The organism is Paenibacillus sp. FSL K6-2441, from assembly GCF_037964765.1.
Lineage (GTDB): Bacteria > Bacillota > Bacilli > Paenibacillales > Paenibacillaceae > Fontibacillus > Fontibacillus phoenicis.
Map to the genome: position 1 here is coordinate 1077439 of NZ_CP150174.1, position 16900 is coordinate 1094338.

The 16900-nt window shown below is 52.1% G+C and carries 14 protein-coding genes; 9 read left to right on the top strand and 5 right to left on the bottom strand.

The window, feature by feature from the left end:
- Positions 1-78: 78 nt before the first annotated feature.
- Both NSQ80_RS04605 and NSQ80_RS04610 read right to left on the bottom strand, forming a co-directional pair.
- Positions 79-1674, bottom strand: coding sequence for a methyl-accepting chemotaxis protein (locus NSQ80_RS04605; protein ID WP_339301560.1), 1596 nt, complete (start codon positions 1672-1674; stop codon positions 79-81).
- On the bottom strand, positions 1598-1906 hold the full coding sequence (locus tag NSQ80_RS04610) for an MCP four helix bundle domain-containing protein (RefSeq protein WP_339301562.1): 309 nt from the start codon (positions 1904-1906) through the stop codon (positions 1598-1600). The genes NSQ80_RS04605 and NSQ80_RS04610 overlap by 77 nt, the downstream gene beginning before the upstream one ends.
- Positions 1907-2049: 143 nt before the next feature.
- On the opposite strand from NSQ80_RS04610, the gene NSQ80_RS04615 reads away from it, so the two are divergent.
- Positions 2050-2556, top strand: coding sequence for a CYTH domain-containing protein (locus NSQ80_RS04615; protein WP_009224632.1), 507 nt, complete (start codon positions 2050-2052; stop codon positions 2554-2556).
- 32 nt (positions 2557-2588) lie between these two features.
- Here the strand turns inward: NSQ80_RS04615 and NSQ80_RS04620 are convergent, their stop codons facing one another.
- Positions 2589-3347: an SGNH/GDSL hydrolase family protein gene (locus NSQ80_RS04620; protein WP_339301564.1), complete on the bottom strand. Its 759-nt coding sequence runs from the start codon at positions 3345-3347 to the stop codon at positions 2589-2591.
- Positions 3348-3538: 191 nt separating this feature from the next.
- On the opposite strand from NSQ80_RS04620, the gene NSQ80_RS04625 reads away from it, so the two are divergent.
- A complete protein-coding gene (locus NSQ80_RS04625) occupies positions 3539-4549 on the top strand; it encodes a Gfo/Idh/MocA family oxidoreductase (RefSeq protein ID WP_339302160.1) in 1011 nt (336 codons plus the stop codon).
- Positions 4550-4654: 105 nt separating this feature from the next.
- Here NSQ80_RS04625 and NSQ80_RS04630 read toward each other — a convergent pair whose 3' ends face one another.
- Entirely contained in the window at positions 4655-5374 is a 720-nt protein-coding gene (locus tag NSQ80_RS04630; RefSeq protein ID WP_339301566.1) for a stalk domain-containing protein, read from the bottom strand.
- A gap of 137 nt (positions 5375-5511) precedes the next feature.
- Here NSQ80_RS04630 and NSQ80_RS04635 point away from each other — a divergent pair, with 137 nt between their 5' ends.
- The 7 genes from NSQ80_RS04635 to NSQ80_RS04665 all read left to right on the top strand — a co-directional run bounded on the left by NSQ80_RS04635 (position 5512) and on the right by NSQ80_RS04665 (position 15403).
- Positions 5512-6840: a S1 family peptidase gene (locus tag NSQ80_RS04635; protein WP_339301568.1), complete on the top strand. Its 1329-nt coding sequence runs from the start codon at positions 5512-5514 to the stop codon at positions 6838-6840.
- Between the two features lie 382 nt (positions 6841-7222).
- A complete protein-coding gene (locus NSQ80_RS04640) occupies positions 7223-8206 on the top strand; it encodes a sugar-binding protein (protein WP_339301570.1) in 984 nt (327 codons plus the stop codon).
- The gene (locus tag NSQ80_RS04645; RefSeq protein ID WP_339301571.1) at positions 8203-9642 is read left to right on the top strand and encodes a sensor histidine kinase; all 1440 of its coding nucleotides are present in this window, start codon (positions 8203-8205) and stop codon (positions 9640-9642) included. Before NSQ80_RS04640 ends, NSQ80_RS04645 begins: the two co-directional genes overlap by 4 nt.
- Before the next feature lie 22 nt (positions 9643-9664).
- The gene (locus tag NSQ80_RS04650) at positions 9665-11236 is read left to right on the top strand and encodes a helix-turn-helix domain-containing protein (protein WP_339301573.1); all 1572 of its coding nucleotides are present in this window, start codon (positions 9665-9667) and stop codon (positions 11234-11236) included.
- Positions 11237-11293: 57 nt separating this feature from the next.
- Positions 11294-12583 carry a D-xylose ABC transporter substrate-binding protein gene (xylF, locus tag NSQ80_RS04655; RefSeq protein WP_009224640.1) on the top strand — a complete coding sequence of 430 codons (1290 nt, stop codon included), beginning with the start codon at positions 11294-11296 and terminating at the stop codon, positions 12581-12583.
- Positions 12584-12695: 112 nt separating this feature from the next.
- Positions 12696-14207 (top strand): xylose ABC transporter ATP-binding protein, encoded by a 1512-nt coding sequence (locus NSQ80_RS04660; protein ID WP_260069766.1) that lies wholly within the window; start codon positions 12696-12698, stop codon positions 14205-14207.
- Between the two features lie 2 nt (positions 14208-14209).
- Entirely contained in the window at positions 14210-15403 is a 1194-nt protein-coding gene (locus tag NSQ80_RS04665; RefSeq protein ID WP_009224642.1) for a sugar ABC transporter permease, read from the top strand.
- 127 nt (positions 15404-15530) lie between these two features.
- On the opposite strand, the gene NSQ80_RS04670 is transcribed toward NSQ80_RS04665, so the two are convergent.
- Entirely contained in the window at positions 15531-16751 is a 1221-nt protein-coding gene (locus NSQ80_RS04670; RefSeq protein ID WP_260069806.1) for a phosphodiester glycosidase family protein, read from the bottom strand.
- Positions 16752-16900: the final 149 nt, after the last annotated feature.

Consider the following 16900-nt stretch of genomic DNA (forward strand, 5'->3'; position numbering starts at 1 on the left):
CTAAAGAAGCCGTCCCAGGGAGCTTGAACTCCCGGGACGGCTTTCTTTGTTGTGCTCGAGCATGGTGCCTGAACATCCTTACACCGTGAAGCCGGAGGTCATGTCCTGCAGCTTCTTCGCCATCGCGGCCAGCTGGTCGGCGGTGCCGTCGATTTCGTTCATCGTGGCGAGCTGCTGCTGGATGCTGCTACTAATCTGCTCCGTGCCTCCGGCGATCTCTTCGGTCGCGATCGCGATGCTGCTGATCGCTTTCTCCATCTCCCGGGTGCTCTGCGCCTGCCGATCGTTATCCTCATCGATGCGGGCGATCTGGCCGATGATTTCTTGCACGCTGCCCAGAATATGATCGATACTGCGCTTTGCCTCCGCCGCTTTTTCCACGCCTTCTTGCACCTTGCCGGCCGCTTCATTGGCCGAGGCTACGGCTTCCGCCGACTTCAACTGGTTGTCGGCAACCACATCGGCGATCTCTTGAGCGGCGATCCGACTCTCATCGGCCAGCTTGCGAATTTCATCGGCCACGACGGAAAATCCTCTGCCGGCTTCCCCGGCGCGGGCCGCTTCAATCGCGGCATTCAGCGCCAGCAGATTGGTTTGGGCAGAGATGCCGGCGATCAGCTCGGTCATGTTGGCGATGCGCTCGGATGAATCGTTAAGCTGGCGGATCGTTGACGTAACGAGGCGGGTTGACGACTCGATATCGGTAATGGCCTCTTCGATCTCTGTAATTTTCATCGCCCCGTTGGCTGCGGCTTCGCCGACGATTTTACTCTTCTCCGCTGTATGTTTGCTGGCGATGGCCGTGGATTCGGAGAACCGGGCCATATCGGTTAAGCTGGCGGACGTTTCCTCCGCGACAGCGGCATTCTCCGAGGTGCCGGAAGCGATCTGCTGTACCGTGGCGGAGATGTTTTCCAGTGAAGCGGTGGTTTCTCCCGTTGCCCGGCTCAGCAACTGACTGGCGGAATACATCGTGCCGCTGGAGGCGATGATTTCCCCGATGATCGTTTGCAGCTTGGCCATAAAGGCGTCAAAGCTTTGGCTGAGCACGCCGAGCTCATCCTTGCTGCGATAACCGATTCGCCCGGTTAAATCGCCGTTGCTGTCGGCAATCTCCTTCAGCTTGGCGGTTACTTTTTCAATCGGATGGACGACGGCGCGAATAATAAACAATGCCAGAACGACAGTGACGGCGGCGGAAATGGCCAGCAGGATCAACATGGTGATCCAGGTGGAACGGTAGACCGCTTTGCTGTCTTCATAGGTTTGCCGCGCTTCATTGATATGTTCATTGATCCAGCCGTCCATCGCGTCGATCAATTCGGCTTTCGCCGTATCCAAGGCGGTCATTTCTGCTGGAGGTCCGCCGGGTTCCCCTGCCGGTTCGGCGGCTGGGTCTGCCCCCGCCGCAACCCCTGTTGCATCCCCTGCTTCAGCACCCGCTTCAGCGGCCTCCTCCGTTGCAGGCGCGTTCGCCCCTGGGCCTCCTGGACCGGTCATGCCGTTCTGGTACGTCGTCAGGAAGTTGTCCAACGCCTCAGTATATGCTGCGTATGTAGTCAATACATTGCTTACAGTCGCTTGGTCAGTTTCATCGTTATATTCGGACAAGCTTGCCTCGATCTTCGTTAAGGTTGCGGTGATTTCCTCCTTCAGCGAAGCGTTCTTCGTCATCGGAGGCGTTCATGTAGCTGTTGGCCGAGGTGCTCGCCGCAATCATGCTCGATTTCAGCTCCTCCAGCTTCACGATCGGCACGAGCCGTTCGTTATTCAGTTCCTCCAGCTTGTCGTTAACGTTGGAAATTTCCCGAAGACCCACGACACCGATGATAAGGAGAAACGCAAACAGGCAATACGCCAACAAGCGGATTTTTAGCGCAATCTTCATGTCTTGGATGAGTTTCACGTGATTGTCCCCCTAGGTATGTATTCGTATAATGGATATGTCCAGTGTATCTGGGGGGACTGAATCCAGCATGAAAGACCGCTGAATTCACGATGAACGGATACTGAATTTTTACTGAAAAGAACATGAGGAGGTTTTTTCCGTTGTCGCTGGAAATTGAACGCAAGTTTCTGTTACCGGCGTATCCGGAGCAACTGATTCGAGAGGGAGCGCTGGTGGTTCGGTCGGAACATGCGATCGACCAGACGTATCTAGCCCTGCATGAGGATCAGGAGCTGCGGGTTCGCAGAATTGAGGACTTGCGTACCGGAGAGATTCAATATACGCATACCTTCAAAAGAGGGTTTGGCCTGTCCCGCGAAGAAGTGGAGGTGTCCATTTCGGAGGGGCTGTATGAGCAGATTATCGCGATTCATCAGGCGATCCCTTTGACCAAACGACGGGTGACTGCCGAATGGGACAAGCGTACAGTAGAGATCGACGTTTACGACCAGATCGATTTTATCGTGCTCGAAGTGGAGTTTAGCTCGGAGGAAGAGGCGCGGTCCTTTGAGCCGCCGGCCTGGTTTGGCCCGGACATCAGCACCAGCAAGGAATACAGCAACAAGAAGGTATGGCGCGATTTACAAGCCCGCAAAAAAGAGACCTGACATCCTCAGGTCTCTCGTTCTATGACAGTTCTCTATTCCAGCGCCAATCCGCCGCTTCCTTCCCGCAGCAAGAACCGGTAGTTATTGCGGACGAACTCCAGCACCTTCTCGCAGATGATCCGGTGACCGTCTTCGTTCGGATGGATGCCGTCCGTGCAGAGGAACTTCGTGTAATCGGGGTGCTCCAGAAATGCGCCGCGCACGTCGATCATTTTGGTCTTGGTCATTTCCGATACTTTCAGAATCGTTGAATTGTACCGTTCCTGCCACCAATAAATCTTTGTGACGCTCCCCAGCCATTTCAGGATATTCTTCTCCGCTTCCGGGTCGTTGCGGCTGACCCATTTGAAGTAATTGTCGGCGTTGAGCGGCGGCAAGCTCATCAGGACCGGGACAATGTTCTGACTCTTAACGAATTGGATCGCTTCGGTCAGCATTTTTTCAAATAAAGAAAAGTCGGTTTTCGGGTGGTGTTCTGCATCGGGATGCTCAGCAATTTCGTTCCAGTTGAAATCACAGTCATTGCCTCCATACTCGATTAAGACGATGTGGGGTTTATCTTTCTCCACGTCCCTCTTGAGGTTCGTGAGCCCCTTCATTAACGTGTTACCAAACCGCGCGGTATTATGAACCGCACCCTTCAGCTTCTGCTGCAGCAGTGAAACATAATTGTTCTCCAAGACGACGTACTTATGACGTTGTTCATCATAGATGACGCCTTTGGAAATGGAGTCTCCACTGACCATATACTTGATTTCATTTTTGGAAAAAAACTTGCTGTCGTTAATCACAATATCACCCCTCTTAAACCCCGAAACCTTGTTCATTTCGTTATATCTATTGTAGATGAGTTTTCTTGCCATGCGCAAGTAAGCAGTTTGTATTGACAGGATATGTGAATGCATGCGAAAGTGGACAAGGTTGACAGGGAATGAGAGAATACGAGTGAAGCAACCATGAACAAAGGGAGGAAATCAATGTGATACGTTTCGCCACGATTGGAACGAACTGGATTACGGAACGTTTTATTCAGGCAGCACTGGAAACGGAGCAATTTGCCTTAACGGCGGTTTACTCCCGGACCGAGGAGAAGGGCAGAGAGTTTGCTGCCAAGTTTGGCGATCCGCAGGTATATACGGATTTGAAAGCCTTAGCGGCCAGCTCTGACGTCGATGCCGTTTACATCGCCAGCCCGAATTCATTTCATGCGGAGCAGGCCATCTTGATGATGGACCACGGCAAGCATGTGTTATGCGAGAAGCCGATGGCGTCCAATGCGGCAGAGGTTCGCCGGATGATCGAAGCGGCTCGCCGCAATGACGTGCTGTTAATGGAGGCGCTGAAATCGACGCTTATGCCGAACTTCCGGGCCGTTCAGGATAATTTGTACAAAATCGGCCAGGTGCGGCGTTATTTTTCAAGCTACTGCCAGTATTCTTCGCGGTATGACGCCTTTAAGCAGGGCAAGGTGTTGAATGCCTTTAATCCTGCGTTTTCCAGCGGGGCTTTGATGGACCTCGGCATTTATTGTATCTATCCGATGGTGACGTTGTTCGGGAAACCGGAATCCGTGCAGGCTTCGGCGATCATGCTGTCTTCAGGCGTAGACGGGGAAGGCAGTCTCGTTGTGCGTTATCCGGAGATGGACGGCGTGATTATGTATTCCAAAATTACCGACTCCTATTTGCCAACGGAAATCCAGGGGGAATACGGAACGATCGTGATCGATCGAATCAACCAGCCGTATGAGGTCAAAATCCTGTACCGTGACGGCACAACCGAGGAGCTGACCTGCTTCCAGCCGCAGGAGTCGATGTACTACGAGGCGCTGGAGTTCATTGAGCTGATTCTCAGCGGCAAGCGGGAGAGCCAGATCAATACGCATGCCCGTTCGCTGGCTGTCGCCGAGCTGATGGAGGAAGCCAGACGCCAGTTCGGATTGCGGTACGCGGCGGACGAAGAGACCGAGGCAAACTATGATGACGTGAAGTAAAATATTGATGTCCGAAGTCCCATTTGGTTGTTATTGAATTAAGTTGAAACCAAGCCCAAACAGGCAAACCAGTTTGGGCTTATTACGTGAAGGAGGGCTTCTAAGTTAATCGATAATAATTTCTAACTCTGTATATAATTGAGCGGATTCCTGTGCCTTTGAGTATTCTACTGAGGCACTAATTGTGTATTTCCCTTTTGGCAAAGCTGCAGGATAAGCTGTATTGCTTAAATATTTTTCTAGGTACTTCTCGACTTCTGTAACCTTGTTTTTTTGTAGGTGGTATTCTAAAAATAAATGATGAGGAATGATTCGTATTTCTTCATCGCCTGGTTCAAAATCACTGTTCGTTGCAATAGAAGCTTGCATCTCAGAAAACTTAAAACCGTCTGAATCTTCCAAATAGTAGGTAATGAGAGGAGTGCCATGTTGAATGCTTATCCGTTGATCAGCTACGGATGTTAAAGTTGACCATATCATGATAGGTTCACCATATTTATATTTTTCTTTATTTGATAATAACTTAAGCTCAAAATCAGTGTTGTTTGCTTTTGAATGTAATTTTGAATGAGCTCGATCAATTTTATTACTTACGATAAAAACATTTTTTTGATTACTATCATATCCCACCACTACTCCCATACTCTCGGATATAAATCTTAAAGGGACGAATACTCTGTCTTTAACAATCATTAATTGTTCCAGAGGCAATTCCTTCTTTACATCATTAATAAAAACCGAAAAGTTCTTTTCTGAAATTGCATACGCTGTTGTAGAAAAGAGAAAGAAAGCCATCAGCATAATTAATATTTTTTTGCATTTCATCTTTTGTCTTCATCTCCTTGTTTTTTTGGTGGACACAGTTCATTATACTTTATATTGTTTTTTATTCCAAATTATGCTATGAAATAAATTAGGGAATAAACCCCAGTTATTAACAATATTCGGAAGAGGTGATTCGTATGAAACTTAAATCATTACTGTCAGTTTTATGTGCCTTACTTTTTCTAATGACATCAATGATTAACCTTCCAAGTTCGTTAGCACAGGAAAATACTAGTGAAGAAAGTATTACTATTGAAATGCTGAATAAAAGTAATTCTTTTAGAGAAAAAGTTGGATTTAGTCCACAACATTCATTGACAAATAAGCAACTTGATCCCGAGAGCAAAGAACTTTACGGTGTGTATCTAACAACTGAGGAAATCGATGAATTAAATTATCGATCTACGGTAATTCAAGCTATCAAGCCATATATAGAAAAACTTGAAACAATCAATAAGGACACCTTCGGTGGAATTTATTTTGATCACAAAAAGGGTAACGGTGTGCTTCGCATTGCACTAGTTGATGATGGTATAAATACAGTTAAAAGTAAGGATCTTTTAGCTGATTTTCCTCATAAAGATCGATTGGATCTTTATAATGTTAAGTATTCCTTAGCAGAACTGATAAAGGCACAAGAAATTATAAGTAAAATTGTTATAGATGGTAATTGGATTGATACTTCATCCGAAATATCAATCCAGGAAAATAAGGTGATTTTATATGTTAAATTGAGTTCAAATTCGACTAATATGTTGCTTGAAAAAATAAATAGTGCTATTGATAGTGACTTGCTTGTTGTTAAAGCTGTAGATGACCCCAGAATGATGACAGCCTTATCACGTTCTGACTACTTTAGACCAGTATTTGCTGGACTTACATTAGAATTTCCTAAAGGTAATTGCACTTCAGCAGCATCCTATAAAACTCAATCCGGTAAATATTACATTTCGTCAGCAGGGCATTGTGGAGTCATTGGACAGCCAGTTTATCAGGGGGGACAATTTCTTGGTACTGTTAGATACAAAAAGTTTGGAGAACATACAGACGCTCTTTTTGTAGGACCATTAACTAGAAATGATGTTAATGGTGCCATTTATGATGAAGCAGGTGCTATTCAAATGGAAGATCCTTGGTTGGTTGAGGGTCAAGTTGTTTGCAAATCCGGTATAACTACTGGAATAACTTGTGGTCCGGTTAGAAGTTTATACGCATATGGTTTTGTTGAAGATAATGACGGGACCAGTGTTCACATTTCACGTTTAGGTTCTTTCGCCGCTGAAGGTACTTATGGCGATAGTGGATCTCTTGTATATTATAGAATAGCATATCAAGGGTTGAATAGGGCATCAGGCATTTTGTCTGGAACTCAATATCTAGGGGAAAACAGAATAAATTTTACATTATTAAATAATTTAACTCCTGAAGAATTCGGTATTCCTATTGAAATTGTTGGTCTGAATTAATAAATATATTTTTGCTAATTCTATTGATAAATAATTTAGTGTAAACAACAACACAAGGATCGGCTATTCCAGTGCTTTTGTTTGGAGGGTGTTTGTTCATCTATGAGCAGATACCCTCTTTTTCATTGCCTTCAATTAAAATTTGTTGTACTTTACCACGACATTACAATAGCCTGAATTACTGAAAATATAGGTATTTGGCATTTGTTTGCGGTTTACTAAAAATCAATTCTAGTATTGTTAATTTAAAGAAGCGGTAACTTGTGGCTTGCTCAACCTGATACAAAGCTAGGAGTAGAAACCTATGTATAAAAACCCTGCCTAAAATCCTCATTGCAACCGTTTACACCCTTGAGATAGGATAATCGAAGAGGTGAACAGGATGATGAAGGACAAGAAATGGCTGGCGGGCATCATGATCTGCATCGTTGTATTGGTCTATTTGTTTATCGGCTTTGCCAGGTACTCGGGGAAAATCGGCAGCATTGTCAAGGAGCTGCAAGGGCAGCCCGCGAGCGGAGAGCCACGCTATCATATCGTGCTGATCGAGCAAGAGCGCTACCATCCCTATTGGGAAATGGTGGAGAAAGGTGCAGCGGAGGCGGCGGAGAAGTATGGAATCGACATCGAGTTCACGGGACCAGTGCGCAACAACATGGAAGAGCAACTGAACCTGCTGGAAAAAGCGATCGCCGCCCGCGTCGACGCGATTATCGTGCAGGGGCTCAATGAAGAGCGGTTTACGCCGGTCATCGATAAGGCGGTACGCCGCGGCATCCCCGTCGTGACCATCGACACCGATGCGCCAAACAGCCAGCGGCTGACTTATGTCGGCACTGACAATTTAGCCGCGGGCGAGCGCCTGGGTCGCCTTGTCGTGGAGACGACTGGCGGGATAGGCAAGATCGGCGTGATCATCGGCAGCGATCAGGCCGCCAACCAGCTGCAGCGGCTGGACGGGCTGAAGAAAATCGTCGCCGAACACGAGGGGCTGGAGATCGTGGACGTTCGCAGCTCGAACATCTCCCACATGGAGGCGATTCAGCAGGCGGCCAACATGCTCCGGAACCATCCGGAGATCACCATTATGGTTGGCACCAGTGCAACCGATGCGCTTGGCATGCTGCAGGCGGCCAAAAACCGCGACGACCTGACGATTATCGGCTTCGACAATCAGAAGGAAACGCTGGAGGCGATTCGCAAGGGGGAGATCGAAGCGACGGTTGCGCAGCAGCCTTTTTTGATGGGGGAAACGGCCGTTCGGCTCCTTTATGAGCACTTTGGGGGACAACCGCTGAAGAAGGATTACTTCACGGAAGTGAAGGTGCTGAATGCGCACAATGTGGAGGAGGGCGAGAGTTTATGAGCATCCGCCGCAAGTTGTTTCTGTTCATCCCGCTGTTCGTGCTGGTGATGAGTTCGGTATCGTTTTTCCTGTTCCAAAGCGGAAAGAGTGTTCAGGAGAGCTACCACTTGATGATGAAGCGCATCTTGCTGTACAAAGAGATCTCCTACGAGGTGGGAGAGAACATGCGGTCGATGAACCGTTTCATCATGCAAGTGGACATGGAAAGCTTGCCCGAGGTTGTTAAGCATTTAAACGCAGTCAAGTCCTTGAGATCGGATCTCGACGGCCTCCAAACGATTGGCGGAAGCGACCTGGCCCTCGCCAATTACCGCAACCTGATCGACACGTTCCTGGAGCAGGCCGAGGCGATGATCGAGCGGATCAGTTACGAGGATTCCGATACGATGGCCGGGGCTTATATCGAAGCCGAGCAGACGCAGCGCTTTATCCGCGAGGAGGCTCAGGAGCTGGTCGACTTGGAGCTGGAGCAATATAAGCCGATTTACGAAGAGATGATGGATGCGACCGGAAATCTGAACAAGCTGGGCATTCTGCTGGTGGTGACGGCAGCGGCCTTCAGCATTCTGCTGGCGATTTGGTTGTCGCGCAGCATTACCAATCCGATCCGCCGGCTGGTCGCGACTGCCAAGCAGATCTCCAAAGGGCGGATGGACACGAAAGCGCCGGAGAGCGACAGCAACGATGAGATTAGTATTTTGTGCCGGGCGTTTAATGGAATGATTGACAACATCCAGCAGCTGATGGCGGAGAATATCAACAACTTGGAGAAGGACCGGCTGGTGAAGGAGCTGGAGCTCAAGACGCTGCAAAGCCAGATCAATCCGCATTTTTTATTTAATACTTTAAACTCCATCTCCAAGCTGGCCTATCTCGAAGGGGCAGCCAAGACAAGCGACCTGGCTGTTTCCGTGTCTCGTCTGCTGCGCTACAACTTACAGAAGCTTGACCAGGCGGTCCCGCTGCGCGAGGAGGTGGCCCATGTTACGGAATACATGAACATCCAGAAGGCGCGGTTCCGCGATCGGATTGCCTTCAGGATGAACATCGACGAACGCGCACTGGACGGGAGAGTCCCTTGCTTAACCTTGCAGCCGATTCTGGAGAACGCTTTTGTACACGGCATTGAACAGATGGAGGAAGGGGCTGTGCTGGAGCTGGCGATTCGCCTTGGCGAGGGGGATCGGGTCGAGATTGAAATCCGCGATAACGGGGTTGGCATGAGCCGAGAGACGGTGGATCGGCTGCTGCAATCGGTACGCGGCGACGCTCCGCAGATGGGGGGTAAAAGGCATTCGACCGGCTTGGGTACGCATAATGTGTTCAAGCGGCTGCATTTATTTTTTGACGGAGAGGAACAAATCGAGATCGACAGCGAGGAAGGGGCTGGAACCGCCGTCCGGTTTACGCTGCCTCTTCGCGTAGGGATTTCATAGGACAGGGAAGGGGGAATCCGAATTGTACACATTGCTGATTGCGGACGATGAAGCATTGGAACGGGAAGGTCTGGAAATGATGATCAGCCACGCGATGCCGGATACGTTCCGTTTTGTTCATGCGGAGAATGGGAGGCGGGCGATCCAGCTGGCGGAGGAGGAAAGGCCGGATTTTATTTTTATGGATATCAAAATGCCGGGGATACAGGGCTTAGAAGCGGTGCGGGAGATTATGGCCCGTCAGCCGGGGGCACGGGTGGTTATTATCACGGCCCATGATTATTTTGCCTATGCGAAGGAGGGGCTGGCGCTAGGCGTACGGGAATATTTGCTGAAGCCGGCTCGGCGGGAAGAGATCGTATACGTACTGAAGCATCTAATCACTGAGACCGAAGAGGCGAAGCGGGCCCGCGACGAGCAGCTCTCCCTGCAGGAGAAGCTCTCCCACCTGCTGCCGCTGGCGGAGAACGAACTGTCGCTGATGTTAATGCTGGAGTATGCGCAGGAGGTCGAGGCCGACCAACTGGCCCGAATGCTGAACCTCAAGTGGAGGAAAGGCTACGCGATGGTATTGTCATTTGTGAAGCACACCCCCAAGGAATGGGCCAGCTTCCAGGTGGTCAAGAAGGAGATTTACGATGCGGTCAAGCAATGGGCGAAGCCGGGCTTGTCCTGCATTGTCAGCCCGGTGGTGGGCCATCAGATCGCTTTGTTTATCCCGTTGCCGCCGGGACGGCCGGGGTATGAGCAGCGGGTGATGGCGTTGGAATGGGGCGAGCGGCTGCGCAGCCAGGTGGAGGAGCGGTTTGGGCTGCCGTTGTCCGTCGGGATCGGCGGGGTCCGCGAGGGCTGGGACGGGCTAAGCCGCTCGTACCGCGAAGCGGTTCGCGTCTGTGCGGAGGAGCAGGACATCGTCTGCGTCCGACATTATGACGATATCGCCGAAAGCTCGGGCGGCCCCGCGATTCCGCTGGATGAGGAGAAGAAGCTGCTGGATGCACTGCTGCGGCAGGACAAACCCGAAGCAGCCGAGCGCTTTGACCTGCTGTTCGAACGCCTGAAAGGGGGGCGGTCGGATTATTTTCCGCGTCTGCGCGGGGATGTAATTGGGTTGCTCCTCTATTTGAGCCGCGGCGTGGAGGCGGGGGACGGTCCCGAGTTAATCGAGGATCTGAGCGCCTGCGAGGATACGGCATCGCTGCGCGAGCGCGCGCTGCACCGGCTTGGCGGCTGGATCGACGGCCTGCGGGAACGGAAGGAACGCAGCCGTTCACATGTGCTTCAGCGGGCGATCCTATTCGTCAACCAGCGGTTCAAAGAAGAGATCTCGATGGAGCAGACGGCGGAATACGTGAATCTCAGTCCTTACTACTTCAGCAAATTGTTTAAGCTGCAGACCGGAGAGAATTTTAGCGATTATCTCACCCGACTGCGGATTGAGGAGGCGAAGCGGCTGATCGCCGAGCGCTCGTTAAGCCTGAAAGAAATCTGTTATGAGGTGGGTTACAAAGACCCGAATTATTTTAGCCGGGTATTTAAGAAATCCGTTGGCATCACCCCCAGTGAATATCGCCAGCAAATCGAAATCGAATAAGTCCGTCCGTTCGGTTAGCTTAGGTGAGTCCTTGTCCCAGACAAGGACTTTTTTGTTGTGATTGCACAAAAAAATCCAGTGAAAGCGTTCGGTTTGAAAGCATTTACATCCGATGGCAAAGGAATGCAGAACAAGCGCAAACAAGTGCAGGCTTTGACCGAACCGAAGCGCGAGGAGCGATGCTACGATATTTTTGTAAGCGGAATCATCAAACGATTATTTAAAAGAAGGGGCGTAGGCGTAGTGAAAAAACATAGTCATTTTGTACGGTTAAGCTTGGCAGCCATTTTGTTAGCTTCCACCCTGGCAGGCTGCGGGGTTGTTTCGGACGGCAGCGCCAACAGCGGGAACACAAAGAACAATGCAGAGAGCGCGGCTGGAGGCAAGGACGACGGGAAAATCGTCATCGGCATGTCGATGGACACCCTGAAGGAAGAACGGTGGCAGAAGGACCGGGATTTATTCACCGCCAAAGTCGAAGAGCTCGGGGGCGAAGTGAAGGTGCTTGCGGCGAACGGTGACGACGCAACGCAGTTGAGCCAAGCGGAGCAACTGATTTCGCAAGGCGTTGACGTGTTGGTGGTCATCGCACACAACGCCGAAGCAACCGCACCCATCGTGGAAAAAGCGCACAAAGAAGGCATCAAGGTCATCGCGTATGACCGTTTGATCAGAAACTCGGACGTTGACTATTACATCTCCTTCGATAACGTTCGGGTCGGCGAACTTCAAGCCCGCGCTGTAATTGAAGCGGCACCAAAGGGCAACATCGTTTACATCGGCGGTGCGGACACCGATAACAACGCGCACATGTTCAAGGAAGGCGCGATGAACGTGCTGAAGCCGCTGGAGGAGAAAGGCGACATCAAGATCGTATATGACCAGTTCTCCAAGGACTGGAAGCCGGAAGAAGCACTGAAGAATATGGAGAATGCGCTGACCGCCAATAACAATGACATTCAGGGCGTGGTCGCTGCAAATGACGGCACGGCCGGCGGGGTAATCCAAGCGTTAAACGCACAAGGTATGGCCGGCAAAATCCCGGTATCCGGGCAGGACGCGGACTTGGCCGCAGTCCAACGGATCGCCGAAGGTACGCAGCTGATGACTGTCTACAAACCGATTAAATCGATTGCCATCACCGCTGCGGAAATGGCAGTTGCGGCCGCCAAAGGCGAGGAAGTAAAAGCGGACAAAACCGTCAACAACGGCAAAATTGACGTGCCTTCCGTGCTGCTGGATCCAATTCCGCTCAACAAGGATAGCCTGAACGTCGTGATTGAAGACGGGTTCCACAAGCTGGAGGACGTGTACAAAAACGTACCAAAGGATCAATGGCCGAAGTAATGCGAACCGGACATCGGTAAGGGCGGAAGCGGCGAAAACCAGGGAGCGTTCGGCGCCTCCTTGGTTTCGCGCTTTTCGCCGATCCTTAGGCGAATGAAGGAGAGCTAAGCCTATGTATGTATTGGAAATGGTGAATATCAGCAAGGAGTTTCCCGGCGTGAAAGCCCTTGACCGCGTGAACTTCCAAGTGCGTAAAGGGGAAATCCACGCGCTCTGCGGCGAGAACGGAGCGGGTAAATCAACGCTGATGAAGGTGCTGAGCGGCTTGTACCCAGCCGGCACCTACAGCGGGGACATCGTCATCGGCGGCGAGAAGAAGCAGTTCCACAACATTGCCGATGCAGAAAAAGCCGGCATCGCCATCATTCACCAGGAGCTGGCGCTCGTGAAGGAGATGACGGTGGGCGAGAATATTTTCCTTGGGGCGGAACCAACCAAACGCGGCGTGATCCAGTGGGATGAGCTGTATCATAACGCGGCGCAGTGGCTGAAGCGGGTTGGGCTGAATATTTCTCCGGATACGAAAATCGGCAGTCTCGGCATCGGCCAGCAGCAGCTGGTGGAGATCGCCAAGGCGTTGTCCAAGCATACGCAGATTTTGATTCTGGATGAACCTACGGCCGCTTTAACGGAAAGTGAAGTGGCGATCCTGATGGACATCTTGAATCAGCTGCGCAGCGAAGGGGTGTCTTGCGTTTATATTTCGCACAAGATGCCGGAGGTGTTTGCTCTGGCCGACTCGATTACGGTGCTTCGCGACGGTCGCACGATAGCGACGCTGGATCGCAAGGAAACGAATGATGACCAGGTCGTGTCGATGATGGTCGGACGGGAGCTGACGGAACGGTACCCACGGGTGGAGCATCGCCCATCGGATACTGTGCTGGAGGTTCGGAACTATAACGTGTGGCATCCGGAGAAGCGGAATCAGAGGGTGATTAAGGATGTCAGCTTCCGGGTGCGCAAAGGGGAAATCCTCGGCATCGCGGGGTTGATGGGGGCCGGCCGGACCGAGCTGGTCAGCAGCCTGTTTGGCGCATACGGCGGTAAGGCGACGGGGGAGATCTTCGTAGAAGGCAATCCAGTGCGGATTCGCTCCGTCTCCGACGCCATCCGCGCCGGACTCGCCCTCGTCAGCGAGGATCGCAAGCGTCAAGGGCTCGTCATGGGGATGGACGTCAAGACGAATACAACGCTGGCGACGTTGGCTAAGGTCTCGAAGTTAAGCGTGATTAACGATAATGAGGAAATCCGCTGGGGTCTGAAATATGTGCAGGATTTAAAGACGAAAACCGCGTCGTTGGAAACCCCTGTCGGCACATTGTCCGGCGGGAACCAGCAGAAGGTTGTTATCGGCAAATGGCTGATGTCTGACCCGAAAATTCTCATCATGGACGAACCAACCCGCGGCATTGATGTCGGGGCGAAATACGAGATTTATCATCTTATGAATCAGCTGGTCGACCAGGGCGTGGCCATCATCATGATCTCTTCGGAGCTTCCAGAGGTGCTCGGGATGAGTGACCGAATTCTGGTGATGAGCGAAGGCAAATTTGTCCGGGAGTTCGACTGGCGCGAAGCGACCCAAGAAAATATCATGCAAGCCGCTACGGGAGGGAAATAAACATGGAGCTTCAAAAGGAACTAGGTAAACAAACGGATGGGGCCGCCTTAAAGCCGACGCTTTGGGGCAGCCTGTTCGGCAAAATGGACGTGCGGGCCTACACGATGGTGGGCGCACTGGTGTTGATCTGGGTGCTGTTTGGCCTGCTGGACCCGACTTTTTTGACGGCGCGGAACTTATCCAACCTGTTTACGCAAATGTCGGTGACGTCGATTTTGGCGATTGGGATGGTCTTGGTGATCGTCGCCGGGCATATTGACTTGTCGGTGGGTTCCATCGTGGGGTTGACCGGCGGGCTTGCCGCGATTTTCAGCAACTGGCTGGGGCTGCCGGCGATTGTGGTGATTCTCGCTACGCTGGCAGCTGGCGCAATCTTAGGCTTGCTGCAGGGCTGGTTGGTCGCCTACAAAATGATCCCCGCCTTTATCGTCACGCTGGGGGGCATGATGGTCTTTCGCGGCACGCTGATGGGCGTGACCAAATCGATGACGATCCCGGTCTCCGATAAAGTGCTGGCGCTGCTGGGTAACGCGTATTTTGCCTCGGGATTCGGCATCATCCTTGGGATATTGGCCATTGGCCTGATTGTGTGGAGCACGCTGCGCAAACGTCGTTCCCGGCAGAAATACGGCTTTGAGGTGGCGCCATTTGCAGTGGACGTGATCAAGATGGCCGCGCTCTCCCTGCTGGTCGTCGCTTTCGTGCTCGTGATGAATGCCTACAAGGGCATTCCGTTCCCGATCATCTTCGTTATCGCGCTGGCGGCCATTTTCTACTTCCTGTCCACCAAAACAACCTTCGGCCGGCACATTTATGCGATCGGCGGCAACCTGGAAGCGGCCCGGCTGTCCGGCATCAATATCCGCCGCAAGACGATGATCGTCTTCCTGCTCAGCGGGTTGCTGGCGTCCATCGCGTCGATTGTCTTGACGTCGCGCCTCGCTTCGGCGACGATCACCGCCGGGAACATGGCGGAAATGGACGCGATCGCGGCTTGCGTCATCGGCGGGACATCGCTGATGGGCGGTGCGGGTACGGTGCTGGGCGCCTTAATTGGAGCGCTCGTCATGACCTCGCTCGACAATGGGATGTCGTTGATGGGGCTGGAGTCGTTCTGGCAATACGTGGTGAAGGGCTCGATCCTCGTCTTTGCGGTTTGGCTCGACATTTCGAATCGGCGTAAAGGGTTGAGATAAGAGGGTGATGTAAAAAGACGGCACTTCTTTGGAGCTTGTCCCTGCGGGGTGAACTCCTTGGAAGTGCCGTTTTGATTGTTGATGGTCTTACGTTGGTTGGTCGCTTCGTTGCTGTTGACTTTCTTGCTTATTGGTAGGTGACGATCAGCGCATTGCTGATTTTGCGGCCCGGTTGGGTCAGGTATTTCCCGTTATAATACAGGCCGCTGGAGGCGCCGCCGTCCAGGTTCATCGCTTGGTACGCGCCGGCTTGCTTCATGATTTCCGCGAGCTGCGGAATCGTGGCGCCGCCGGTGGTCAGCAGGATCAGCTTATGGTCGCGCGTGAGGCCTAAGGCGCTGCGGGCACCGCCGCCGGTGAGAATTTTCGGGTCCTTGAAGCCCTCCGCTTTGACGTCAACGGCTACTTTGCCATTGACCACAAGGCGCGGCCCGGCTTGAAGCGCTCCCTCCATCGTGCCTGCGTTAAAGGCATCGTTGAAGTCATCGCCGGGGATCAACCGCGCCAGCAGGTTGGAGTCATAGGTGAAGATGGTGCGCTTGTCGCCGGAAGCTTTCATCTTCAACTCGCCGCCGCTGACGATATAGCCGTAAGGAGCTTTGTAGGCGTTATCTGTATAAGCGTTGAAGAACGTGCCGTTGATGGCAACGACAGCCTTATGGCGCTTGGCGAGGCTGCTCAGTTCCTCGACCTTGCCGACCGCGTCGCCAGCGAGCGCCACCTTCAGGCGGACTTTGGGATCCATCAACGAGATGGTGACCATCTGCGTGGAGAAGGAACGTCCGCCCACTTTAAACGTCTTGCGCGCGCTGACGATCGCTTTTGAGGCGCCGGCGCTGGTGAGCGCGCTGCGGCTTGTATACGGCAGGGTCAAGCGGGCATCGCCTTGACCCAGGGTAACTGAGCCGGCGGTTTTGTCCCATTCCGCCGGCAAATTGAACGTGGCGCTGACGAATTGCAGCGGCACGTAGGTCGCGCCGGCCTGGGGGAACGGCGCGTCGGCTAGGGTGGTCGGCTCGCCGTTAACCTCGGCCTTGGCGGAGCCGACCTTCAGGATCGCGGACGTGGCTTCGCCCTGCGCGATCGTCAACTGCTGCCGGGCTGCATCCCACTGAACCTGGATACCGTTCAGTCCGTTTAAGGCCCGGCTGGGCACAAAGGCATGTCCGCTGGAAGCGTCCAGCAGGACGACGTTTTTGGCAGGCGCCGCCGTCGCCGTGCCTGCGGCGGAGGCGGGAGCGGGGGCAGAGGCCCAACTGATGCCGCCGGAGATGAGGCAGACCAGGGCGAGCCCTAGAAGCAGCAGGCGTTTCGCAAAGGCGCGATAGAATATGCTCGTTTTGTTCATCAAGTTGGTTTCTCCTTTTATGTATATTGGGAATCGCTTCTTTAGGTAATATCGGAAATGTATTCGATTTTTCATATACAAAAGGGTGCCAACGACGAAAAAAATTGGAATATATTCGGTTTTTCATATAGATTTCGATCAATTCTCTC

Excerpts from the sequence above, each read along its gene's own strand:
- NSQ80_RS04605 (WP_339301560.1), bottom strand. The coding sequence starts at position 1,674 with ATGACGAAGAACGCTTCGCTGAAGGAGGAAATCACCGCAACCTTAACG.
- NSQ80_RS04630 (WP_339301566.1), bottom strand. The coding sequence starts at position 5,374 with ATGAAATGCAAAAAAATATTAATTATGCTGATGGCTTTCTTTCTCTTT.
- NSQ80_RS04635 (WP_339301568.1), top strand. The coding sequence starts at position 5,512 with ATGAAACTTAAATCATTACTGTCAGTTTTATGTGCCTTACTTTTTCTA.
- NSQ80_RS04640 (WP_339301570.1), top strand. The coding sequence starts at position 7,223 with ATGATGAAGGACAAGAAATGGCTGGCGGGCATCATGATCTGCATCGTT.
- NSQ80_RS04645 (WP_339301571.1), top strand. The coding sequence starts at position 8,203 with ATGAGCATCCGCCGCAAGTTGTTTCTGTTCATCCCGCTGTTCGTGCTG.
- NSQ80_RS04660 (WP_260069766.1), top strand. The coding sequence starts at position 12,696 with ATGTATGTATTGGAAATGGTGAATATCAGCAAGGAGTTTCCCGGCGTG.
- NSQ80_RS04665 (WP_009224642.1), top strand. The coding sequence starts at position 14,210 with ATGGAGCTTCAAAAGGAACTAGGTAAACAAACGGATGGGGCCGCCTTA.
- NSQ80_RS04670 (WP_260069806.1), bottom strand. The coding sequence starts at position 16,751 with ATGAACAAAACGAGCATATTCTATCGCGCCTTTGCGAAACGCCTGCTG.